Raw genomic sequence first — 23,421 nt, forward strand, 5'->3', positions numbered from 1 at the left:
CACCGCGTGTTTCACAGTTCGGAAATGGGGCGCTCCGATGGGCATCATGACTTGCATTGCGCTCTTTGACAGCGGGGACACCGAGCCGCATCGGCGTGGGAGAAGGCGCCGACCGCCCACCACCCGGAGAACCCCGTGGCGTCCAAGGCCGAACTGGCGCAGCATCGGGGCCTTGATGCTTGCCATCCCCAAAACCTGCGCCGGCTGCGGCGGCGAGTTGCAGCCGGGGGCGAATTTCTGCCAGCGCTGCGGGCGCCGGGCGGCGAGCCTTTGCCCGGCGTGCGGGCATGCCTGCGAGCCGGACTTCAAGTTCTGCCCGCGTTGCGGCGCGGCGCAAGCACCAGTGCAGGCAGAACCGGTCGCGCTACAGCCACAGTCCGTGCCATCCATGCCGGCCATGCCGCCGGCCGCCAACGACAACACCGATCACCACGCCGACCGTCGCCAGGTGACGGTGCTGTTCGCCGACCTGACCGGCTTCACCTCGCTGGCGGAAACGCTGGACCCGGAGACGCTGCGCGCCTTCCAGAACGCCCTGTTCGCCACCATGGCGCAGGCCATCGCGCATTACGACGGCTTCGTCGAGAAGTTCGTGGGCGATGCGGTGATGGCCGTGTTCGGTGCGCCGCGCGCGCATGAGGACGACCCGCTGCGCGCCGTCGAAGCCGCGCAGGAAATGATGCAAGGCGTCGCACGCCTGAGCCAGGAATGGGCGTCGCGACTCGGGCGCGCCGTGACCCTGCACATCGGCGTGCACACCGGCGCGGTGGTGGCGGGCAGCTTGGGCAGCGGCGCCGGCGGCACCTATGCCGTGACGGGCGACACCGTCAACACCGCCTCGCGCCTGCTCACGGCGGCCGAAGCAGGCAGCGTGCTGGTGTCGGGCGCGACGCACGCGCTGGTGCGACACCGCTTCGAATTCGACGCGCCCGCCGACCTCGCCTTGCGCGGCAAGGCGCTGACGATGCGCGTGCATCGGCTGGTCGGCGAGCGCGCCGACGTCGATTCGCCACGCGGACTCGCCGACCTCGGCCTGGCGGCGCCGCTGGTGGGGCGCACCGAGGCGATCGACAGCCTGCTCGACGCCTTCGACGGCATGCAGCACGGCAAGGCGCAATGGGTGAGCGTGGTGGGCGAAGCGGGCGCGGGCAAGTCGCGCCTGCTGGCCGAGCTGTTCGCGCGCCTCGCGACCGATGAACGCTTTGCATCGACGGGCGTGCGGCGCACCACTTGCACGCCGCTGGGCGAGCCGACCTACGGCACCTTTGGCGCGCTTTTTCGGGAGGCCTATCGCGTGGAGGCGGGCGACTCGCTGGCGGTGGCGCGGCGCAAGCTGCAGGAAGGCCTGCTGGCGCTGGGGGCCGGCACGGACGAAGCCTCCGCCGTGTCGCAAGTGCTGAACTACCTGCTCGGCATCCAGGAAGGACGCCCGCGCGACATCGAGCCGGAACAGTTGCAGCGCCAGATCACGCTGGCGGCGCGCGCGCTGCTTGAGCGGCGGCTCGCGCAGCAGCCGATGCTGATCGTCATCGACGACCTTCAATGGGCAGATGCGGCATCTGTGGACCTGATGCGCGAGGTCGCCGATCAACTGGCGGACCGGCCCTTGATGGTGCTGGCGGCGCAGCGGCCCGACGCGCGCGTGCCGCGCCCCGCCCACGCGCAGCATCGCGTGATCGAACTCGGCCCGCTCGAAGATGAAGATGCGCGTGCGCTCGTGAATCATTTGCTAGGCGCGCCGGGCGACGACCGCCTGCAGGCCGTGCGGGACCTCGTCGCATCGCGTGCCGGCGGCAATCCGCTGTTTGTCGAGGAGATCGTGCGAAGCCTTGCCGACGCCGGCCTGCTCGTGCGAAAGAACGACGGCTGGGCGTGCGAGGCGATGAACGGCGCCGTCGACGTGCCGCCCACGCTCTATGGCCTGCTGCTCTCGCGCCTGGATCGCCTGTCGCCCGATGACCGCCGCGCGCTGCAAGAGGCCGCCGTGCTCGGCACCGGATTCGACAGCACGCTGCTGCAGCGCATCGCCAGCGAACCGCGCAGCCTGCATGCCACGCTGGCAAGGCTCGCGGCTGCCGACTTGCTGCGCAGCGACGGGCCGCAGGGCGAGCGCTGGCGCTTCACGCATGCGTTGCTGCACGAGGTGGCCTACCAGAACCTGCTGCTCACGCGGCGCACCGAATTGCACCAGCGCGCCGGCCGCGCGCTCGAAGACGTGCTCGGCATCGACGCGCAGACATCGCTTGCCAGCGACGCGGCCCATCCGCCCCAGCTCGCCGCGCTCGAAGCACTGGGCCATCACTGGAGCCTCTCGCCGGACAAGGCGCGCGGCGCGCGCTATCTGCTCGCGGCCGGCGACTGGGCGCGCTCCGTGTACGCCAACGACGACGCGCAGCGGCACTACGAACGCACCTTGCGCACCCTCACCGAAGCCGACGACGACACGCCCGAGGCCCGCGTCGCGCAGCTCGATGCGCGCGAGCGGCTGGGCGACTTGTTCGGCCTGCGCGGGCAGCGCGCCGAGGCGCTGGCGCACTACGAGTGCGTCAAGGCCACCGTCATCGACGAGGCCGGCGGCGAACCGGTGCGTGCCGCCCGCGTGCTTCGCAAGATCGGCGGGCTGCACTGGGAGGCCGGTGAACGCGAGCGCGCGAGCGCCTGCTTCAGTGCCGGCTTGCAACAGTTGGGTGATGACGGCGACGCGATCGAACGCGCCCATCTCTTCCAGGAAATGGGCCGGCTCGCCTTTCGTGCGGGGGACAACGACACCGCCCTGTCGCTTGCCCAACGCGCGCTGTCCGAAGTGGCGGCGGTGCCCGCCGACGCGAGCCCGCGCGCGCGCAACGCCACAGTGGTGCGCGCCGAAGCCTGCAACACGCTCGGCGTGGCGCTGGCGCGGCTGGGCCGGCCCGAGGAAGCGGTGGAGCAGATCGAAGCCAGCGTCGCGCAGGCCGAAGCCAACGACATGCTGCAGGCCGCCTGCCGCGGCTACACCAATCTCGGCGTGCTCTATGCCACGCTCGATCCGCAACGCAGCATCGACACCTGCCTGCGTGGCCTGGAAGCGGCGCGCAAGGTCGGCGACCTGGGCTTCCAGTCGCGGCTCTATGCGAACCTGGCGGTGGCCTATTGCGCGCTGACCAACCGTTGCGAGGAAGAAGGCATCGAAGCCGCGCGTGCCGCCGCCAGCCTCGACCGGCGGCTCGGCCTGCTCGACCATCTCGCGGTGCCGCTGATCGTGCTCGGCCAGATCTACCAGTGCCACGGCGACGCTGCGCGTGCCTTCACGTCGTACACCGAGGCGCTGCAACTGGCCGAGCAGATCGATGAGCCACAGCTGCTCTTTCCCTGCTACGATGGTTTGGCGACGCTGTATCTCGATGCCGGGCGCCCCGCGCAGGCCGAGACCTACCTCGCCAAGGCACAGGCGGTATGCGATCGCGCCGGCCTCCAGCCCGACGCCCTCATGGTGCTTCCGTTCCTTTGCTGACCTCTCCCAACCAAGGAGGCTACATGTCTGCATCGATGACCCAACAACCCGTGACACCCGGCGAGCCGGCACCCGATTTCGCGCTGCCGGCGGTGGCCGACGCCGAGACGGTTTCCCTGTCGGACTACCGCGGGCGCAGCCCCTTGTTCCTGGCGCTGCTGATCGGCCTGTGGTGCCCCTTCTGCCGACGGCAGCTGGTGGAGATCGGCAAGTACGAAGGCAAGCTCAAGGAGCTGGGCGTCGAAAGCCTGGTCGTGGTGGCCACCGAACCCGAAAACGCCCGGCTCTATTTCAAGTTCCGGCCGACGAAGTTGCGGCTCGCGTCAGACCCCTACCTCACGACGCATCGCGCGTTCGGCGTGCCCAAGCCCGAGCCGACGCCCGAGATGCTGGAGGCCATCGGGGCGATCGAGGTCAATCCCTGGAACGAGTTGCCCGCGCCCATGCCGATTCCGCTGGCTGCCAAGGCGCTGGACGCCATCGATGGCTACTCGCCCACGCCTTCGGACCAGCTCGACGTCGAGCGGCAGTGGCCGCAACTGAAGGCGTGTTTCATGATCGACCGCGAGGGCATCGTGCGCTGGGTCGACATCGAGTGCCAGCGCGAGGGACTGGCCGGCATCGGCAAGCTTCCGTCGGAGGCCATGATCCTGGAAGCAGCGCGCACCGTGGTGCATTGAGGAAACGCGTCCTCATCCGGTGGTCGGTGAAGCGGATGCAGTCGCCTTCATCCCGCGCACGCTGAAGCAATCCACCGGCCTTTGAAAGCCCTTGAGGCTCAGCGACTGCGGCGCATCGCAGTCGAGCAGCGCGGCCAGCTTGGCGTACACGGGCCGCGAGATGAGGATCTCGTTGGCGGCCGCCTCGCCGCACAGGCGGGCCGCCAGGTTGGTCACCGTGCCGATGGCGCCATAGTCCCAGCGGCCCTCGAAGCCGATGGCGCCGATGGTGGCAAAGCCCTGCGCAATGCCGATGCCCAGCCCCAGCGAAAAACCGCGCGCAAGCCAGGTCTCGGCGATCGGCCCCAGCCGCGCGCGAATCGCCAGCGACATGCGCACCGCACGTTCGGCGGCATCGGGCACAGGCACGGGGTCGTTAAAGAAAATCATCATGCCGTCGCCGGCGAAATGCTCGAGCGTGCCTTCATGTTCCAGGATGAGTTCGCCGGTCGCGGCATGGAACTGGCGCAGCACGCCCATCACGTCTTCGGGCTCGGCGCTCTCGGCAAAGGCGGTGAAGCCGCGCAAGTCCAGGAAGACCACGGTGATCTCGCGGCGATGACTTTGCAGCGGGTCTTCGGCGCCGCCGCTCACGATCGCCTCCGCCAGTTGCGGCGAAAAGAATCGACGCAAGCGGCCCACGCGCTCCAGTTCCGCCACCTGCGTGGCGACGCGGCGTTCCAGCGACACGTTCCATTCCTTCATCTGCGCGAGCAGGCCCTCGACCTGGTCATGCAGTCGCTTGATGCGCAGCATCGAGCGCACGCGTGCGGCGAGCGCGGCGTGGTCCACCGGCTTGGTGAGGTATTCGTCGGCGCCAGCCTCGAGACCCGCCACCACGTCCTTGAGGTCGGTCATGGCCGTGACGACGATGATGGGCACGAAAGGAAAGTCCGGGTCCGCGCGCAAGCGGCGGCACACCTCGATGCCGTCGAGCTTGGGCATCATGACGTCCAGCAGGATGAGGTCGGGCGTGAGTTGCCGCGCGGCCGCCAGGCCTTCCTCGCCATCGGCGGCGGACACCACGTCGTAGCCTTCGGCGCCCAGGCGCGCCACCAGAATCTTGACGTTGGTCGCGTTGTCGTCGACGATGAGGATGCGTGGAGGGGTTCTCACCGTCAGTTCTCCGGTCGCAAAACTGTACTGGCTGGGCGGCGGTTCCACAAGGCCGCATGATCGGTGCACAAGAGCCTCGCGCGGTCCTTTGCGGAGGCGTTGGCGATCAAATTCCAACAGCTTGTAACGCGGCTCCTGATCAGCTCCCCTTTCGGCCGGCTGGTGGGATGGGTGGCGGGCGTTCGCGCCTCGGTGCACACCAAGCTGCTCTTTGCCTTCCTCATCATCACGGTGCTGTTCATCGCCATGGCGGTGGTCAACCTGCTGATCCTGGCCAGGACGACGGAGCAAAGTCGCATGCTCGACCAGGCGCACGAGCGCGTGAACTGGTCGCAGCAAAGCCAGCACGCGCTCGCGCGGCAGATGCACTTCACGGCGCTGGCGCTGCTGTCCAAGGACGAGTTCGCCATCAAGCAAATATTGCGCGAGAACAACCGTTTCAACGAAGCGCTCGCCAAGCTGGACACTGCCGCCGTTGCTGGTCAGAAGGGCCTTATCGACCAGATCCGCGCGTCGCAGGACGACGCCATGGACGTGATGGCCGACATTGCCAACGCGATCCGCGACGGCAAGCTCGATCAGATCACCGGCGACCTGCTCAAGCGCGAAGAGGTGCTGGACGAGCGCATCACCCTGCGCATGAACGAGCTGGTGGAAGCCGAGCAGACGCGCATGACGCGCCTGCGCGACAGCGTGGCGGCGGCCAACCGGCGCTCGCTCATCATCACCACGGTATTTGCGGTGAGCGCGGTGCTGCTGGCGTGGCTGTGCGGCTTCGTGATTTCGTGGTCTTTCATCCTGCCGGTGCGCCAGGCGCATGGTTTCCTGGACGAGGTGGCCGCGGGTAACTTCGGGCGCAAAATCACGGTCCCCAACCGGGACGAATTCGGGGTGCTCGCCGACCGGATGAACCACATGAGCCAGCAATTGCATCGACTGGACGAATCGCAGCGGCAGGCGGCCGCCACGCTCGTGGACCTCAACGAGCAGCTCTCGCGCGCCAGCAAGGCCAAGTCCGACTTCCTGGCCAACATGAGCCACGAGCTGCGCACGCCCATGAATGCGATCCTGGGCTTCAGCGAGATGATGATCGACGGCATCTATGGCGACATACCGGACGACATGAAGGAGCCGCTGGCCGACATCCAGGTGAACGGGCGCAACCTGCTGCGCCTCATCAACGACGTGCTGGACCTGTCGAAGATCGAGGCGGGGCGCATGGACCTGGCGCTCGACGAGTATTCGGTGGGCGATGTGGTGAACACGGTGCGGACCTCGCTGCGTTCCATCGCAGCGGAGAAGGGACTCGAATTCACGGCCCATGTGCCCGACGACTTGCCGGTGGCTTATGGAGACAGCGGCCGGCTCTCGCAGTGCCTGACCAACCTCGCGGGCAACGCGCTGAAGTTCACGCGGCAGGGTCGGGTCGACATCGGCGTGGAGTTGGCGGGCGAGGATCTGATCTACCGCGTGACAGACACCGGCATCGGCATTGCGCAGGAAGAACTCGAGAACGTGTTTGCCGAGTTCCGGCAGGTCGACACCACCATCACGCGGGAGTTCGGTGGAACGGGCCTGGGCCTGAGCATCTCGAAGAAGTTCGTGGAGCGCCTGGGCGGGCGCATCTGGGTCGAGAGCGAACTGGGCAAGGGGTCCACGTTCATGTTTTCCGTGCCGTTGCGCGCGGGCGAAGGAAAGTGATGGGCAGCAGCGGTCCGAAGATCCTTTATGTCGAGGACAACGAGTACAACCGCAAGATCGTGCGGCAGCTGCTCAAGCGCTCGACCTGCACGCTGATCGAGGCGGAAGACGGCGAGACGGGTCTCACCCTGGCGCGGCAGGACTTGCCCGACCTCATCCTGATGGACGTGCAGTTGCCCAGGATGTCGGGCCTGGACGCCACGCGCGTGCTGACGACGGAGGACGCGACGAAGCACATCCCGATCATCGTCATCACTTCGTACGCGCTGAGCGGCGACCGCGAGAAGGCGCTGCAGGCGGGCGCGTGCAACTACTTGGCCAAGCCGTACAGCCCGAGTGAGTTGCTGGCCATGGTCAAGCACTATTTGCCGGGGCTTTGACATGACGTTCATGCTTCGATGGGCTGCCGTTGCATCGCTTGGCGTGATGAGCACTCTTTGTGCCTTCGCCGCGCACGCGGAAGGCGAGCAGGCGCAACAGTTCACGCCGGAGTTCCTGGAAGTGCACAAGGGCGTGGACCCCAAACACACGCCGAAGATCGAGGCGCCTGACAGCGTCAAGCGCGGCGAGTGGTTCACCGTCACGATCAGCGTGGGCGCGGGATCGCCCCATCCTTCGTTGCAGGAACACTTCGTGCGCTACATCGCGCTGTACAAGGACACGGTGGAGATTGCGCGCACTTATCTGCACCCGGTGTATTCGGCGCCGATCGTGACCTTCACCGTGGCGCTGGACCAGGGTGGCCAACTGCGCGCCGTGGAAGAGCCCACGCATTCAGCCGCGTGGGAAGCGTCGAAGAAGATCACCGTCGTCCCCTGACTTTGACTTCCTCCTTCCCCCGCCGGGGGAAGGTTGGGATGGGGGCACCGGGCGGTAGATACGCTACTTCAGATGCAACCGCCCGGAGCCCTCACCCCCGCCCTCTCCCGGCGGGAGAGGGAGCAAGAAAGGATCACCGTCGTCCCCTGACTTTGACTTCCTCCTTCCCCCGCCGGGGGAAGGTTGGGATGGGGGCATCGGGCGGTGGATACGCCACTTCAGAATCAACCGCCCGGAGCCCTCACCCCCGCCCTCTCCCGGCGGGAGAGGGAGCAAGAAAGGATCACCGTCGTCCCTGACTTTGACTTTCTCCTTCCCCCGCCGGGGGAAGGTTGGGATGGGGGCATCGGGTGGTAGATACGCCGCTTCAGATGCAACCGCCCGGAGCCCTCACCCCCGCACTCTCCCGGCGGGAGAGGGCGCAAGAAAGGATCACCGTCGTCCCTGACTTTGGCTTCCTCCTTCCCCCGCCGGGGGAAGGTTGGGATGGGGGCACCGGGCCGTGGATACGCTGCTTCAGAATCAACCGCCCGGAGCCCTCACCCCCGCCCTCTCCCGGCGGGAGAGGGAGCAAATACCTCACTTGGGCTTCAGCTCAACCGTCATTTGCGCCGGCTGATCCCCCACCGTCACACTCGCCGGCACCGTCCCCAGCTTCTCATGCCACACCTGCAGCTTGTATTGCCCCGGCGGCAGGTTGTCGAAAGCGAATCGTCCATCCGCGCCGGTGACCACGTAAAAGGCGTGCGGCGCCACCACCACCCACGCCATCATCCACGCGTGCAAATCGCAGTCGATGCGCACGATCTCCGGCTCCGCAAAGGTCACGGGAATGGTGCGCCCCATCGGCTGCGTCCGGTTGAAGGACACATTGCGCTTGGGCGTCGCGTGGATGTTGTGCAGCAGTCGGTCGCTGTTGAGGAAATCGACCGTGCCGCCAGCGGGCACGACCACCACGCGCGGCACGAAGGTGCAGCCCTTCTGGTCGACCTCCACCTTGCGCGCGGGCGGTGCCGGTGCGCCGGCAGGCGGGTTGTCGATCCACACGACGGCATTGCGGATCTCGCGGTTGGCGGACAACTGAAGGTCGTCGGCCATGCGCTCGTTGCCGCACAAATATTGGTCGATGGTGATGGGCACCTTCTGCGGCGCCGGCGCGGGCCCCGCGAAGACGACCTTGCCCACCACGCTGCCCGCCACGCTTTCAGCGGACAACAGGCCACACAGGAGCAGCAGCGCCAAGACCTTGGGAAACCAGGCTCCAGTCAACGCACAGTCCTTCTCGTGGGGAGGCACAGGGTAGTCCAGCCGCGACTGCAGCGTCAATACACGAATCTTTCTCCTCTCCACTCCGCAGAGGAAGCAATACCTCAGCCGCCGCCGTTGAGCATCGCCGGCCGGCTCGCTTCGAATTTCGCCTCGACCCGCTGGCGGTCGGCCAGCAATCGGCCCGCCACCAGCGTCACCACCTGGAAGCCGAAGGCGGGGTTCTGGTAGTACAGCTGCTTGAAGGTCATCTCGTCGATGCGCAGCACGGTGCAGTTGGTGACGCAGCGCACCGTCAGCGAGCGGCGCTTGTCGGGCGAGAAAAAGGCGACCTCGCCAAACAGGCGACCCGCTTCCATCGTGTCGCCGATCTCGGTGAATTCGATGCGGCCACTGGCCAGGAAGTACAGGTGCGTCGCCTCGTCGCCCTTGCGAAACAGCACTTGGCCCGCCTTCAGCCGTTGCTTGCGCATGTAGGGCCGCAGCCAGACGCCGGACAGGTCGCTGTGCGTGGCGGCAGCCTTCACGCGCCGCGTGAGCCGCACCATTTCAGCCGTGCGATACAGGTTGATCGGCAGCAGCGCGCCGTGCAGCAGGATCATGATCAGCGATGGGTGGAACACGCCGTAGATCAGGAAGCCGAGGTTGCCGCCCACCGCCAGGCAGCGCAGCGGGATCATCGTCTTGACGAAGGAACTGACGATGATGAAACAGCCCGCGATGAATGCCGCGATCAGCGCCACGATGCCCGACGGCGTCGCCAGCGCCGCGTTCAGGCTCGCGAGCGCCAGTCCCCACAGATCGGGCATCGAGGTCATGCGCGCTTCCAGCTACTTCGCGCGTCCGTACTTCGCGCTGAAGGTGGCCGAGCCGAGCTTGTTGGCGTTGATCATGAAGCCGACGAGCGCAGCGGTGGCTTCGGGCGGAACCTCGAGCTTGTCGGTCTTGAGCGCGTAGACGGTGAAGACGTAGCGGTGCGCCCTGTCGCCCGGGGGCGGGCAGGCGCCGCCGAAACCGGGCGCGCCGAAATCGGTGCGGCCCTGCACACTGCCGGCGGGGAGCCCCTTGCCGTCCGCCGCGCCGGCGCCTTCGGGCAACTCCGTCGCCGAGCCGGGAATGTTGTAGACCACCCAGTGCCACCAGCCCGAGCCGGTGGGCGCGTCGGGGTCGTACACCGTCAGCGCGAAGCTCTTGGTGCCGGCGGGCGCGCCGCTCCATTTGAGCGCGGGCGAAATGTTCTTGCCGGTGCAGCCGAAGCCGCTGAACACCTGTGCCTCGGTCAGCATGCTGCCGGGCTTGATCGTCGGGCTCGACAGCGTGAAACCTGCGCCATGGGCGAAGGATGCGCTCACTGCGAGCGCAGCAGCCAGGGAGGTCGAACGCCAAAGGGGACGCATCGTCATTGCCTGTTCCTTTTTGTGAGGAGCCGCGGGGAGTCGCCATCATGCCCCGCGCAGGCTTATCTTGTCATCGGCAGTGCCACTCCCATCGCCACGAACATGCCGCCGCAAGCGCGGTTGAAGTTGCGGCCCGCGCGCTGGAGGAAGGGCCGGATGCGGTGCGCGAGCAGCGCCAGCAAATACTCGACGAGCACCTCGACCACCACGAAGACCGTGGTCATGACGACCAGTTGCCGCGTCAGGTCGATGGCCGGGTCGATGAACTGCGGCAGGAAGGCGCCGTAGAACAGCAGCGCCTTCGGGTTGGACACTGCCGTGAGCAGGCCTTGGCGGAACATCGCGCTGCCGCGTGCGTCGACCTTGGTCGCATCGGCCTGCAGGTGAATGGCGGGCGCGCGCCAGAGCTGCACGCCCAGCCACACGAGGTAGGCACCGCCCACCAGCTTGAGCACGACCAGCGCGTGCGCGGAGGCCTGGAGCAAGGCGCCGATGCCCAGCGTCGACAAGGCGATGAGCGCCAGGAAGCCGAGTGCGCCGCCGGCCACGGTGAAGAGCGTCTTGCGGTGTCCGTGCAGGGCGCCGTGGGTCAGCACCAGCAGGCTGTTGGGGCCGGGCGTGAGCGACAGGCCCGTGGCCGCCACGAGATAGAGAAGCCAGGTGTGCAGGGCCATCGAAATCCTCGCTCGGGAGTGGATCGCTGGCGAGTGTACGGCCCTGCACGCGGGCCGGGGCACGCCAGAGGATTCACTGCCTGCCGCTGCACTCAGGCGTGTCGTTGGCGTGCTTGAGCCAGGCGATGAGGTCGGCGCGCTCCGCGGCATCCGGCACGCCGTCGTAGGTCATGGCGGTGCCCGGCACCATGGCGCGCGGCTTGGCCAAGAACTCGTCGAGCGTCTTGTCGTTCCAGACGATGCGCGAGTTCTTCATGGCCGCCGAATAGCTGAATTCAGGAACGCTGCCGGCCAGTCGCCCGAACAGGCCGCAGTGGCGCGGCCCGACGCGATCGAAGGCGAGCGCGTGACACGCCAGGCAGCGCGCGTAGAGCTGTTCGCCGCGCACCGCGTCGCCTGTCGCGGCCTGCGCGGGCGCGCCCATCCACGCGGCCAGCGCAGTGGCCGCCATCCAGCCGCTTGCGTTCACGACATGAACGCCGCAGGCACAGGCACTTCGCCGACGGCCTGGCGCAACACCGCCCAGTGCATCGCCTCGTCGCCCAAGATGCTGGCCGCTGCCTTGGCCAAGTCGCGGTTGCCAAAAAGCGGCACCGCGCCCAGGTACGCACTCACCGCGCCCTGCTCCAGCTTGGCGGCGAAGCGCAGCACGTCGGCCTGCGACTTCAGCTGGTCGGCAGGAAAGTTGTACTTCGCCTTGGCCGCGACCGGCTGGCCGCCGAGTTTCGTGACCGTCTTGGCGAGCAGGTCCGCGTGCGCCTTGTGGTGGCCCTGGAAGGTGACGGCGAGGTCGAGCACGGCTTTTTCGAGCAGCTTGCTCTCCGCGCCCAGTTGGTAGGCGGCGATGGCTTCGAGCTCCGCACCGAGCGCCGTGTTGAGGATCTGCACGTCGTCGCCGGTGGCGCCGTCGGCCTGCGCGGCCAGCGCGTCGTTGCCGGCCAGCAGTGCGACCGCGGCACCGGAAAGGACCAGGCCGGATCGACCCAGGAAGAGGCGCCGGGCAGCAATGGGAGTGGGCATGTGAAAGAAGGACATGGTCTGATTCCTCGTGAGTGGGGTGAAAAAAACGAAGATGAGCGACACCGCGCGCCGCACGTTGCGGCGTGTCCTGGTGTCCTGGATGAATACGCTGCAAGCAGCGTTCTGGATGCGCGGATTTGCGGCTACGGCGCCTGCGGCTCTTCGGAAAGCCTTGCCATCACGCCGGCCACGATGCGATCGCAGCGCGCGCCGTCGAACGAAAAGGCATCGCCCACGGCCATGTCGACGTCGCGCGAGAGGCCCTCGCGCAGCAGGCTGCGGGCGCGGAAGAAGCGCGTGCGCACCGTGGCCTCGGGCAGTTGCAGCGCCACCGCCGTTTCGGCAACGCTCATCTCCTCCACCGCGCGCAGCATGAACACGGTGCGGTAGGCATCGGGCAGGCGGTCGATGCGACGTTCGATCAACAGGCGGATTTCTTCCCGCATGGCAAGGCGCTCCGGTTGGCGGTCGGGATCGTCGGCCAGCGACGATTCAGCGGTGTCGCCCGATGCATCGATGGCACTGTCCAGTGGAACGACTTGCGCACCACGACGACGCAATCGCCCCAGCGATTCGTTGATGACAATGCGCGCCAGCCAGGTCGAGAGCCTGGCGTCGTCGCGAAAACTCGCCATGGCGCGCCAGGCACGCAAGTACGCTTCCTGCAACGCGTCTTCGGCCTCGTCGTCGCCGCGCAGGATGCTGCGCGCGGTGCGAAACAGCAGCTGGTTGTGGCGCCGCATGATGTGCTGGAAGGCGAGCGTGTCGCCGCGGGCAGCGCGCGCCGCCAGGTCGGCGTCGGTGGCGTTTTCCGGCGCGGCGACGGCGGCGAGCGAGGGGGTGGGGACGGCATTCATCGTGGCTTTCTTTCGCCATTGGATGGCGCGGCCGTCGAAAGCGTTTCAGTTATTTGCGGGAGCGCGCTGCACGGTGCGCGCAGGCGGCATGGAGACGGTCGAAGAACGCCACGCTCAATGACCGGCTTTTTCCACCACACCGCTGCTGCCGCGCAGCGCGGCCATGTCGAGCACCCGCAGCCCGCCGTACTCCACCGCGATGGCGCCGCGCGCCTGCAGCGTGCGCAGCGCCTCGTTCACCCGCTGGCGCGACAGGCCGATGAGGTAGGCCAGTTCCTGCTGCGTGATGCGCAGCAACTCGCCCACGCCTGGAAACAGCACCGGGTTGAACAGCGCCGCCAGGTTGCGCGCCACGCGGGCGTCGGGGTTGTTGAGGCGGTCGGCCTCGCGCGCGGCGATGAACTGCGCCAGCCGCTCGTTGAGCTGGTTCATCACGAAGCGGTTGAAGCTGATGGAGTGGTCGAGCAGCCAGTGGAATTCATCGATCGGCAAGCCGGCCACCACGCTGCGGCGCAGGGCCTGGATGTTGTAGCGGTAGGGCTCGCGCTTGAGCGCCGTGCCTTCGCCGAACCAGCCGCCCGGCGGCAGGCCGCTGTAGGTCATCGAGGTGCCGTCGGCGTTGTCGTTGCTCATCTTGAGCAGGCCCTGGATCACGCCGAACCAGAAGGTGGGCGGACGGCCGACGCGGCAGATCAGGTCGCCGGGCTCGGCGTCGCCCACCACGATGGCGCATTCCGCGCGGTGGCGCTCGGCGGCTGACAAAGTGCGCAGCCACGGAACACTGTCGAGTTCCGCCGCTGTGGCAGGCCGTGCGCGCTCGCGCAGCGAACCGCCGTCGGAGGCAGGTCGGGTCATCTTGGAAATTCCGCGCAGTCGTGTTGCGGGAATTGTCGTGGCGGCTGGGGGCTGGCGTCAAAGCGTGTTCCGAGACGTCCAATACTTTGGCAAATTCAGCGCCTGCGCTTGAGCCGCAATAGCGACCAGCGGGTCAAATGGATTTCCTGCGCCAAGGCTGCGGCATCCTTCACCCAAGGGTTCAGGGGTCAGTGACAGTTCGCAGCCAGCCGCTTCCAGCCCAATCGGGCTGGAAGCGGCTGCGGACGCACGTACGGGCAATGACAAAAGAACGCCCATCACCATCCGGGCGACACGAGGCGTCGGTTCGGGCCTGTGACGTCAGCACTTTCAAGCCAACGCCTGGCCCGAAGGCACTTCCTCGTGAATCGCAGCCGGCATCAAGGCGTGACGGTCGGGATCCCGATCTGCGTAAACACGGCGTTGGTTCCTTCCAGATTCAAGCGCGTCGAGAAGGTCGTCCGAAGCTTCGACTTGTAGCCGTAGAAGACCTGGCCGCCGTTCTCCACATAGATGCGCTCGTAGTCGAGCGGCGCGGAGGCGGAAGGAGGATTCGAGATCGTGAGCACCCTGGAATCGCCCAGCGTCTGGATCGAGTACGTTCCTGTGCCGATCTGGACGCAGTTGCGCTCTGACCTGTTGACGTGCTGTTGCTGGCACGAGTAGTAGGCGATCGTGTTGCCGTCCTTGAAGGCAAACCGGACGTAGGTGTTCCCCGTGAAGAACGTTGTGGGGTTGGACAACACGGGCGCCGTTCCCACGATGCCAACGCTCAAGGTGCTCTGGCCCCACCATTCGCTCGGATTGGGGCTGGAGATATTGTTTCCGATGAAGTGCTGCCCATAGACGCACGGCGTTCCCTTGAACTTGGCGATCATGCCCTCGAGGGTGGTGACGGGAAGCGCTGGACCCACTTGGGCCTCCGGGCTGCTGCAGGCCGTTCCGGGGTTGCCGCGCGTATCGGCACCCGCTGCGATCGCGTCGTTGTAGCTGAACAGCGGCGCCGTCACATCAAACGCAAACGCGGTTTGCGACGAAGTCGAGCTTTGGGAAAGCAGCTTCGATCCCGGCGGGAAGGTCGCCGTTCCATAGTTGGCCGTACTGACGCCCGGATACCCCACCGGGGCCGCTCCCCAAGTCGCATAGCTTGGCAGGCTCGACTGGATCACCGCAACGATGTCTGCAATCTTCTTGTCGGAGATGTCGATCTCCGAGCGCGTTGAGGAGCTGAACTCCAGGCCATTGCAGTAGTTGTTGGCGGCAACGCGACCATTGGCATCACGCCTGGACTGGACGTTTTGATGTCCAAGATCGCAAGCGGACCATTCACTGCCATCCCAGTGCCGGTCGCCGCGCCGGTTGAACGAGCTACCCGAAGCCCATTCCTGGAGGGCTCCGCCAGTCATTGCTCGCGAATAGGAACGGTAGCGCGTGTTTCCATCGGCGTCTGGCGTGTTCTCTTCGGCATTGGCCATGAAGATGCGGTAGGACCAGTTGCTGGCGTCAATGAAGTTCATGAACTGCAGGGTGGCGCCGGCGACGCCTGAGGCATTGACGACCGGTGCGCGCGCCGCGGCGACAACCAGGGGCAATGAGTCGGTGGTGAGGCCGCTCGCTGCATTGACGTCAGCAGCGCTGGATGCAACTTCGGATTTGCAGGTGTCGGCGCTCATGGTGGCGCATGCTGCCTGTACATCCGGTGACTTCGCGACCTGCGTCATGGCCGGGAAAGTCTCCACGGCCTTCGCGAGAATGGTCTTGTCGATGTCGGCTTGGGTAATGGGTGCCCCGGAGAGGTCGGTGGTGCCGGCAGCCGGGCTCAACGAGTTCGTGTACTGCTGCACCGACACGACGAACAATCTGGCCGCTGTGGCTGCCACTTTGCCGTCGGCACTCGAGTTGGCGGTGAAGTCTGCCAGCATCGAAACGTTCAGCCCGGCTTGCGCTTGTGCGGCGGCAGCGGCTTCGGTCGTCGTCATGCCGTTTTCCTTGACCATGTGCTGCACGATCGTGGTCAGTGGGCTGACAACACCGGTGCTGTCCTTGGGCGCCGTCAGCTTGAAAGCGACCGGTACCGGGCCGGAGTCGGCGTCCACGGCATCGGTGCCCACCAAGGCCACGACGGGAGCTGTGCCGACATTGCCGTTGGGAACGTCGAGGGTCGCGACGCCAGAGGCATTGGTCCTGGCGGTTGGCTCGCCGGCGTCCAGGGCGCCGTTGCCATTCAGGTCAAGGAAAACGGTTGCGTTGGAGATCGCGCCGTCGACGACCTTGACGTCGACCTTGGTGCTGGTCGCCGGCGGCGGATTGGTTCCGCCCGACCCGCCACCAGAACCCCCTCCACACGCAGAAACAAGGATAGCGCACGCGACCGCTACCGAGGAAAGCGCAACATTTCTCATCAAGACTCCGTAGTAGTTACAAAAGGAAACACGCATGCGACCGTATTGAAGGGTGAAAGGACCAACATCACCAACTTGAGCGTTGCGTGCTGGACGGCTTCGTGTTAGCCACGCTGTGCCATGGCGGCGCAGGTGCATTCATGCGTGAAAAAAGTCTCGAAAATTGGGGGTCGATCCGACGGATACGGAGGCTTGGCGCACACGAGGTCGATGCAAGTTTTTTTTGTTGCTGTGGCTATCTGTGTCGCGAAACGCACGGCTAGGCGCGCTTGTCGATATCAAGACTGGTATTCGCGAGCGCTGGTGATCATGAGCCTCGTCCACTCCGCGCGACTGAACGTGCGTGACCCGCACGCCTGCTTGAAGGATGTGCTCGAGCGTCAGCCCGCAAGTCGCATTCAGGATGTGCTGGCGCATCGCTGGATACCGACCTGATTGCGATACCGCCCGTCAAGACGGGTTCACCGGACGCATGCCTCGGGTCATGTCAGTCGCTGATGGGCCCAACCCTGCGTGGTTCCCAGAATCGACGGCCGCATTCGAAGCGGTGCAGACGTTGCCGGTCGCGCCACCCTCGGATGACCGTGTTGTCCCTTTACCGAAAACCGAAAATGGCTTCTTCGCTGGTCGCCGAAGTGGTACAGGGGGCCTCCGGGGCGGGAAACGTCAACGGCAACTTCGGGACGAGCCCGGATCAACGAGCGAGGGGGCTACCGTAGCCGTACCGTAGTCGCCATGCGCCCATACCGTAGTGCGCCGATTGCGCCGCTGCAACCGCTTCGCCGAGACTGGCCCTGCGCAACAGGAGCCAATCATGAGCGTGACAGCACTCCTTCCCCGCTTCTCACAATCTGGATTCCCTACGTGGAATGCTCGCAAGCACCAGACCGCTACGGGGCCTGTGCTTCGCAATCTGCCGAACCGCTCCATACTGGCATTGGAGAACAGGGAGCTGCGCCTTGTCGTCGTCCACGGCTGCGTATGGATCACGCGCGACGGTTGCCCTGCCGATTGGGTGCTGGACGTCGGCGACGTCTTCAACCAGCAACCGGGCGCACCCGTGCTCGTGCAAGCCTTGGAGGACACGGAAATCCTGATTGCGGACGCGAGCACCCGCAACCAGAATGCCTGAGTCGTCGTTTCGCAAGGATACGCTGTGGAGCCTCGCCAAGACGTTCGCTTCTGCGTGACCCCCGATCGGGTGACCTTGGCCTGTGCAATCACGGGCAGCGGGCCCAAGCTGGTCCGCACCGGCACTTGGGGGAGCCATCTCGAGTGCGAAATGCGAGAGCCGCACACCTGGCCGACATTCGAAGCACTCGCACGCAAGCACACCCTGCTGCGTTACGACGCACGCGGCTGCGGCCTGTCGACGCGCAAGGTCCCGCACTTTGATTTCGAGACGCTGCTGGGCGACTTCGAAACGGTGATGGACGCCATGGCGCCGGAGCCGGTCGCCTTGCTCGGGGTATCGTGCGGGGCACCGATCGCGATTGCGTACGCGGCTCGGCATCCGGAGCGCGTCAGTGCGATGGTCCTGGTCAACGGCTATGCGAGAGCCTACCTGAGCTCCCCCAGCACACCGCCGCACCTTCTGGAGGAGGCCAAGCTCCTGTTGGCCACGGCACGCCAAGGTTGGGGGCAGGAGAGATCGCCCTTTCAACAAGTCTTCATCGCCCAGTTCATGGGAGCGGCAGCGGCCGATCCCGCGACCCGTCGACTGGTGAGCGAGCGCATGCGCCTTTCCATGACGCCCGAGATCGCCGAGCGACACCTTCGCGTCAACTTCTCGATCGACGTCAAGGCGGAATGCGCGCTGGTGCAGTGCCCCACGCTCGTGTTCCATGCGCGCGACGACCAGATGGTGACCGTGGATCAAGGACGCAAGGTCGCGGCCTGGATTCCTGGGGCGCGCTTTGTCCTCCTGGAAACAGACTGCCACCTGATTCCATCCGGCCACAGCGCTGGACGCGTATTCGTCACCGAAACGCTCGAATTCCTCGGCGGCCAACGCCCCGATAAACCGGCCCTGAGCCGCCGGCAGACGGAGATCCTCCGGTTCGTGGCGCGGGGCATGACGGACAAGCAGATTGCGCGCGAGCTCGGCCTGAGCCCCCGTACGGTCGAAATGCATGTGGCGCTCGCGCTACGCGCGCTCGGCTGCGCCAACCGTGCCGAGGCCGTTCACCGGGCGAACCTGGAGGGCTTGTTGGTCGATTCGTACGTGTCATGACCAAGGTGCGTGAGCGTCACCTTCAGCCCTGTCGATGCAGAATTCCGCGGCGCCCAACGCCTGGATGAACATTGGCACCTTGCGATCGCCGATGAAACTCGATCCGGCCTCGACCACGATGTCTCGACCATCACCCGAGTGCGTGACCCAGATCGAACCACGCGTGCATTGAAGGCGGCAACCCAGCGGCCTTTCAAGATCAAAGGTGCCGTTTCCCGGCAAGGACACCCACTGCACTGCGGGCGTCGGCCGGTCGTCGGCTCCAGGCGCGCGTCCGGGCCACGCCAGGAATGGGATGACGGACCGGAATACGCGGTTGCAGGTTGCGAGATTCATGGTGGAACTCCTTGCTTGTCGCCGACGCGTTTGCCATGGAGGCAGCATGCGCGTCGATCGATGGCGAGGGCAGTCGTTGGATCACGGTACCGGTCGTTTGCGACTACCGCAGGGGTGTCGTAGCATCCGACCCGAATTCGAACGCCTGTGGCCTTTCAGACGGATCCGCCCACGCCATGACCGCCCATGCAGGGATTCGCTTTTGCACCAGTGCCGATGGCACGCGCCTGGCCATGGCCGTCAGTGGCACCGGCTCGGCCGTCGTGGCCGTGCGGCTCTGGAGCGCGGTGGAGGCGATCGAGGCGCCAACCTTCATATCGCGCCACTGGGATGAAGCGCTGTCCAGGGATTTCATGCATGCGCGCTATGACGCACGTGGCATTGGCCTGTCTGAACGCGCCGTCAGCCGCTTCACCATCGACGCCTGGGTAGAGGATCTCGAGGCTGTGGTCGATGCGCTCGGCGCACCGACCGTCGCGCTGGTCGCGTTCTCGCATGCCGCAGCGGTCGCGATCTGCTTCGCAGCGCGGCATCCGGCGCGTGTCAGCCGTCTCGCCATCTACGGAGGCTGCGCGCGTGGCCTGCTGCGGCGCACCGAGGACGAGAAGACGCTGAACGCGGGCCGGGCCATGATCCAGACTTCAGAGGCGGCTTATGGCGACTATGGGGCGCTCGGGGCGTCGTTCCGCTTTTCATACTACCTGCGCTGGCGCCCCCAGTTTTCCCGCGAGCAGCTCAAGGAACTCGACGCGATCGTCCTCGATCGAGTCGGCAAGGCAGGATTTCCGTACACCGTAGCGGCGCACGACCTCGACGTATCGGCCGAAGCACGCAAGGTGGCCTGTCCGACCCTCGTCGTCCACGCGCACGACGACGCCTTCATTCCGTTCGACGAAGGGCGCTTGATGGCCTCCATGATCCCGGGCGCAAGGTTCATCTCGTTGGCAACCGCAAACCATCTGCCGCTGGAGACCGATTCGGAGTGGCCCGAAGTCGTGCATGAACTGTTGGCGTTTCTCGGGAGACCGACGGCCGCTTCGCCGCAGCGTGATGTGCCCGTCGACCGGTCGACCCCTCGAATGACCCCGCGCCAGATCGAAGTGTTGTGCCTGGTCGGGCAAGGTCAGACCGACAAGCAGATGGCCCGCACGCTGGGGCTGAGCCATCGGACGGTTGAGATGCATGTGCGCCGCATTCTCGAAGCCCTGAGTTGCCGCACCCGTGCAGAGGCCATCCGCATCGCCACGGAACGCGGCCTCCTGGACTAGAAGGGTTCGCGGGCGTCCTTCAAACGACCGCCATGCGGTGTCGCCAGCTCCGCAGAAATGAGCCGAGGGGATGTTGCCCGGCAGGCCGACGTTGAACCTTCGGGTGCGACAGCCGCGCCAGACTGGGGCCGAATCCCGTCACGATGATCCTGGCCGCGTCCTCCACGAGATACCGTTCGCCAGGCTCGAGTTCGACGTCTTTGAGGCAACCGTCCCGCGTGATCCAGAGGCACCCGCTGATGCACGTGACGCTGGAGCCGACAGCGTCCACAATGCGAACGAACAAATCGCGGTCCAGTTCCACGAAAGCCTGGTCGAAGTTGGCGGTCATGTCGTTCTCCTTTGTTGGTTGGCCGGGCTTTACTGCCGGGATGAACTTCAGTGTCTTGTGCCCGTGCCGCCGACGCGATGAAGCCGGCGTGAATCCTTGTGAATCTCGACCGGGTTGTGGGGCTGCACTCAACCGCTTCAACCGATGAACTCCACCGTTCAGCGCTTTCGATTCGGCCGATTCGAGGTGCGGCCCGCGCAACGTCAATTGCTGGTCAGCGGTGAGGACGCCAACATCGGAGCCCGCGCATTCGACATGCTGGTCGCGCTGATCGAGCGGCGTGACCGCGTGGTGAGCCGGGACGAACTGTTCGATCTCGTCTGGCCTGGCCTCGTCGTGGAGGAGAACAACCTGCGCCAGCAGGTCGCAGCGCTGCGCAAGGTGCTTGGCGCTTCGGTGGTCGCTACTGTGCCGGGGCGCGGCTATCGGTTTGCCATGGTGCTGGACAGCGAAACGAGCGGTCCACCAGCGCTCGCCGCGCGCACCGATCCGCAGCACAACCTGCCGCTGAGCCCCACCGCCCTGATCGGGCGCGAGGCCGAACTCGCCACGGTGCTGGACCTGCTGGCGAGTACCCACCTTCTCACACTGGTAGGCGCCGGTGGTGTCGGCAAGACGCGATTTGCCCTCGAAGTCGCCGCCACAGTCCGCGGAAACTTCAAGGACGGCGTGTGGTTTGTGGCGCTGGCGCCTGTCGCCGACCCTTCGCTGGTGACGCGCACGGTGGCCGGCGTGCTCGGCGTGCATGAGGAACCCGGCCGCCCGCTGATCGACACCTTGCTCGACTCCCTGCGTCACCGCGAACTGCTCATCGTGCTGGACAACTGCGAACACCTCGTCGACGCCTGTGCGCAGTGGGCGGATAAGGTGCTGCGCACCAGCGCCGGAACGCGCACGCTGGTGACCAGCCGGGAAGCTTTGGGCATCGATGGCGAAAGGGTGTGGCGCATGCCCTCGCTGCGCGCGGCAGCGCCCGATGCCGAACCCACGCCCGCGCGGCTGATGGACTATCCCGCGACCCGCCTGTTCGTGCAGCGCGCCGTCGCCGCGTCACCAGCGTTCCGGTTGACGTCGGAAAACGCCGCCGCGGTGGCGCTGCTGTGCCATCAACTCGACGGCATCCCGTTGGCACTGGAACTGGCGGCGGCGCGCATGGCAGCGATGCGCGTGGAGCAGGTGGCTGAGCGGCTGCGCGACCGCTTCGGACTCCTGTCACGTGGCAACCGAACCGCACCGCCGCGACACCAGGCGCTGCGCTCACTCATCGACTGGAGCCACGATCTTCTGACGGAGTCCGAACGCACGTTGCTGAGGCGGCTCTCAGTATTTGCCGGCGGCTGGACCCTGGAGGCCGCCGAAGCGACGTGCAGTGGGGACGGCCTGGCAACCGACGACATCCTGGATCTGCTGACGCAACTGGTCGAAAAGTCGCTGGTGGCGTTCGATGACCCATCGAGCGGACCGCGCTACCGAATGCTGGAGACGATTCGTCAGTATGGGCTGGAGAAACTGCTCGCTTCCGGCGAGGCCGCTGCGCTTCGCCGACGGCATCTAAGGCATTTCGTCGAGTTTGCCGAAGCCATCCGCAGCAAGCTCGTGGGCCATGAAGAGCGCCAATGGAATGCCCGAGCCGAATCCGAACTCGACAACCTCCGCGCCGCGTTGACCTGTTCGCTCGAACCGGGCCATGCCGAACATGGGCTGCGTCTTGTCAATGCCTTGCACGGCTTTTGGTATCACAACCTGCACTGGAAAGAGATCGTTGGCTGGATCGAACGCTTGTCAATGCAGGCCAGCCAGGACGGATCTGCCGCCTTGCAGCGTGCCCACTCGCTGTACGTCGCCGGGATGCTGCTGAGCAACTTCGATCCGCCCACGGCGCGGCGACACTTCGAAGAGTGCCTTGCGACGTCGCGCGCGCTGGACTTCGAAAGCGGCGTGGCCAGGGCGCTGACGGGGCTCGCCTACGTGGACAGCCGCAAGCGCGACCCCGCCACGGCCGAGTTGTTCACCGAAAGCCTGCGTATCGGACGCGGCATCCAGGACCCCTGGGAACAGGCGATGGTGACCATCCAATGCCTGATCTGCCATGCCGGCTACGAGATGCTGATGGGGCGTGACGACGCGGTCGAGGCGATGGTGCGCGACTGTGAAGCGGCGAACGCCAAGCTCGGCCATAGCCGCAGGTACAGCGGCCACTGCCAGGCCCTGTTGGGAAAATTGGCAAGCCGGCGCGGCCAGCATGAGCGGGCTGGCAAGTTGCTGGCCGAAAGCCTGGCCCTGTACCGCGCCATCGACGCGAAATTCGACATCGCTGGCAGTTTGGTTGAACTGGGCTACCTGGCGCTCCATCAGGGTGACGCCATCCGGGCGCTTGGGCTTTTCAGGGAGAGCCTGTCGCTGCATCGCAACTACCCGACGTCTCGATGGATCACCAGCGGCCTGACCAACCTCTTGATCGCCTGTGTCGCGTGCGAGCAATGGACGATCGCGGCGCGGTTGGCGGGCACGCTGAACGGCACCCACGATGGCGAGGGCGCACCTGCAGCGGTGCTGCCCGAACTGCCCGAGCTGTCCGGCCGCGTCCGGCGAGCCTACGAAGCGGCAGTCCCGCGCATTCGGGCGGCGCTGGGCGACTCTCATTTCAAGCGCGAATGCAACGCGGGATCACGGATGACGCGCGAACAGGCCATCGAACTTGCGCTGACTGAAGTTCAGCCCTCTTGAAACGATGACAGGCCGCACAGGCTCCCGAATGTCAGTTCGCGACATGCGGAAGTGGCCGTTCGATGCAGTTCATTAGCCGCTGCACGGGGACCTGCTACCGGAGGTCACCCATTAGCCGTCTCCGTCAATAGGGAAGTCCGCATCCTGCGACTTTCCCCGCATGTTCCTGCCTCGCACCGTCTGCGAATCACGCGTACCGCCGCACACTTG

Annotated in this window: 21 protein-coding genes; 9 read left to right on the top strand and 12 right to left on the bottom strand. The window is 66.0% G+C overall.

All coding sequences use genetic code 11. From position 1 onward, the window contains the following. The first annotated feature begins 175 nt into the window (after positions 1-175). Entirely contained in the window at positions 176-3,490 is a 3,315-nt protein-coding gene (locus QTI66_RS30890) for an adenylate/guanylate cyclase domain-containing protein (protein WP_286564143.1), read from the top strand. A 23-nt stretch (positions 3,491-3,513) separates the two neighbouring features. Then, positions 3,514-4,170: a redoxin domain-containing protein gene (locus tag QTI66_RS30895; RefSeq protein WP_286564144.1), complete on the top strand. Its 657-nt coding sequence runs from the start codon at positions 3,514-3,516 to the stop codon at positions 4,168-4,170. Between the two features lie 12 nt (positions 4,171-4,182). Here QTI66_RS30895 and QTI66_RS30900 read toward each other — a convergent pair whose 3' ends face one another. Beyond that, the gene (locus QTI66_RS30900; RefSeq protein WP_286564146.1) at positions 4,183-5,325 is read right to left on the bottom strand and encodes an adenylate/guanylate cyclase domain-containing protein; all 1,143 of its coding nucleotides are present in this window, start codon (positions 5,323-5,325) and stop codon (positions 4,183-4,185) included. Between the two features lie 99 nt (positions 5,326-5,424). Between QTI66_RS30900 and QTI66_RS30905 the strand changes: the two genes are divergently transcribed. From QTI66_RS30905 to QTI66_RS30915, 3 genes are read left to right on the top strand one after another with little or no spacing between them, the layout of a single operon-like run. Then, entirely contained in the window at positions 5,425-7,026 is a 1,602-nt protein-coding gene (locus tag QTI66_RS30905) for a sensor histidine kinase (RefSeq protein WP_286564147.1), read from the top strand. Continuing rightward, the gene (locus QTI66_RS30910; RefSeq protein WP_286564148.1) at positions 7,026-7,406 is read left to right on the top strand and encodes a response regulator; all 381 of its coding nucleotides are present in this window, start codon (positions 7,026-7,028) and stop codon (positions 7,404-7,406) included. The genes QTI66_RS30905 and QTI66_RS30910 overlap by 1 nt, the downstream gene beginning before the upstream one ends. Before the next feature lies 1 nt (position 7,407). Continuing rightward, positions 7,408-7,845 (top strand): desulfoferrodoxin family protein, encoded by a 438-nt coding sequence (locus QTI66_RS30915; protein ID WP_286564149.1) that lies wholly within the window; start codon positions 7,408-7,410, stop codon positions 7,843-7,845. A 579-nt stretch (positions 7,846-8,424) separates the two neighbouring features. Here QTI66_RS30915 and QTI66_RS30920 read toward each other — a convergent pair. The 9 genes from QTI66_RS30920 to QTI66_RS30960 all read right to left on the bottom strand — a co-directional run bounded on the left by QTI66_RS30920 (position 8,425) and on the right by QTI66_RS30960 (position 16,454). Continuing rightward, positions 8,425-9,171 carry a carboxypeptidase regulatory-like domain-containing protein gene (locus QTI66_RS30920; RefSeq protein WP_286564150.1) on the bottom strand — a complete coding sequence of 249 codons (747 nt, stop codon included), beginning with the start codon at positions 9,169-9,171 and terminating at the stop codon, positions 8,425-8,427. 44 nt (positions 9,172-9,215) lie between these two features. Then, positions 9,216-9,929, bottom strand: coding sequence for a Crp/Fnr family transcriptional regulator (locus QTI66_RS30925; RefSeq protein ID WP_286564151.1), 714 nt, complete (start codon positions 9,927-9,929; stop codon positions 9,216-9,218). Positions 9,930-9,941: 12 nt separating this feature from the next. Beyond that, the gene (locus QTI66_RS30930) at positions 9,942-10,514 is read right to left on the bottom strand and encodes a YbhB/YbcL family Raf kinase inhibitor-like protein (RefSeq protein WP_286564153.1); all 573 of its coding nucleotides are present in this window, start codon (positions 10,512-10,514) and stop codon (positions 9,942-9,944) included. 56 nt (positions 10,515-10,570) lie between these two features. Further along, complete coding sequence (locus QTI66_RS30935; protein ID WP_286564155.1) at positions 10,571-11,182, bottom strand: LysE family translocator; 612 nt, start codon at positions 11,180-11,182, stop codon at positions 10,571-10,573. Positions 11,183-11,255: 73 nt separating this feature from the next. Then, positions 11,256-11,651, bottom strand: coding sequence for a c-type cytochrome (locus tag QTI66_RS30940; RefSeq protein ID WP_444815073.1), 396 nt, complete (start codon positions 11,649-11,651; stop codon positions 11,256-11,258). Beyond that, complete coding sequence (locus QTI66_RS30945; RefSeq protein WP_286564156.1) at positions 11,648-12,217, bottom strand: ferritin-like domain-containing protein; 570 nt, start codon at positions 12,215-12,217, stop codon at positions 11,648-11,650. Before QTI66_RS30945 ends, QTI66_RS30940 begins: the two co-directional genes overlap by 4 nt. A gap of 128 nt (positions 12,218-12,345) precedes the next feature. After that, positions 12,346-13,059, bottom strand: coding sequence for an RNA polymerase sigma factor (locus QTI66_RS30950; RefSeq protein WP_286564157.1), 714 nt, complete (start codon positions 13,057-13,059; stop codon positions 12,346-12,348). A 114-nt stretch (positions 13,060-13,173) separates the two neighbouring features. After that, the gene (locus tag QTI66_RS30955; protein ID WP_286564158.1) at positions 13,174-13,914 is read right to left on the bottom strand and encodes a Crp/Fnr family transcriptional regulator; all 741 of its coding nucleotides are present in this window, start codon (positions 13,912-13,914) and stop codon (positions 13,174-13,176) included. A 380-nt stretch (positions 13,915-14,294) separates the two neighbouring features. After that, complete coding sequence (locus QTI66_RS30960; RefSeq protein WP_286564159.1) at positions 14,295-16,454, bottom strand: hypothetical protein; 2,160 nt, start codon at positions 16,452-16,454, stop codon at positions 14,295-14,297. Positions 16,455-17,130: 676 nt separating this feature from the next. Between QTI66_RS30960 and QTI66_RS30970 the strand changes: the two genes are divergently transcribed. After that, complete coding sequence (locus QTI66_RS30970; RefSeq protein ID WP_286564160.1) at positions 17,131-17,448, top strand: DUF2917 domain-containing protein; 318 nt, start codon at positions 17,131-17,133, stop codon at positions 17,446-17,448. A gap of 69 nt (positions 17,449-17,517) precedes the next feature. Beyond that, positions 17,518-18,549, top strand: coding sequence for an alpha/beta fold hydrolase (locus QTI66_RS30975; protein WP_353506245.1), 1,032 nt, complete (start codon positions 17,518-17,520; stop codon positions 18,547-18,549). On the opposite strand, the gene QTI66_RS30980 is transcribed toward QTI66_RS30975, so the two are convergent. Further along, positions 18,544-18,885, bottom strand: a complete 342-nt coding sequence (locus QTI66_RS30980; protein ID WP_286564162.1) for a DUF2917 domain-containing protein — start codon at positions 18,883-18,885, stop codon at positions 18,544-18,546. The two genes, QTI66_RS30975 and QTI66_RS30980, sit on opposite strands and share 6 nt — an antisense overlap. A gap of 11 nt (positions 18,886-18,896) precedes the next feature. Between QTI66_RS30980 and QTI66_RS30985 the strand changes: the two genes are divergently transcribed. Then, entirely contained in the window at positions 18,897-20,153 is a 1,257-nt protein-coding gene (locus tag QTI66_RS30985; RefSeq protein WP_286564163.1) for an alpha/beta fold hydrolase, read from the top strand. A 19-nt stretch (positions 20,154-20,172) separates the two neighbouring features. Here QTI66_RS30985 and QTI66_RS30990 read toward each other — a convergent pair whose 3' ends face one another. Further along, on the bottom strand, positions 20,173-20,484 hold the full coding sequence (locus tag QTI66_RS30990; RefSeq protein ID WP_286564164.1) for a DUF2917 domain-containing protein: 312 nt from the start codon (positions 20,482-20,484) through the stop codon (positions 20,173-20,175). A gap of 144 nt (positions 20,485-20,628) precedes the next feature. Here QTI66_RS30990 and QTI66_RS30995 point away from each other — a divergent pair, with 144 nt between their 5' ends. Continuing rightward, on the top strand, positions 20,629-23,211 hold the full coding sequence (locus QTI66_RS30995; protein WP_286564165.1) for an ATP-binding protein: 2,583 nt from the start codon (positions 20,629-20,631) through the stop codon (positions 23,209-23,211). The last annotated feature ends 210 nt before the right edge of the window (positions 23,212-23,421 follow it).

Origin of the sequence: Variovorax brevis (assembly GCF_030317105.1) — a bacterium.
GTDB lineage: Bacteria > Pseudomonadota > Gammaproteobacteria > Burkholderiales > Burkholderiaceae_C > Variovorax > Variovorax brevis.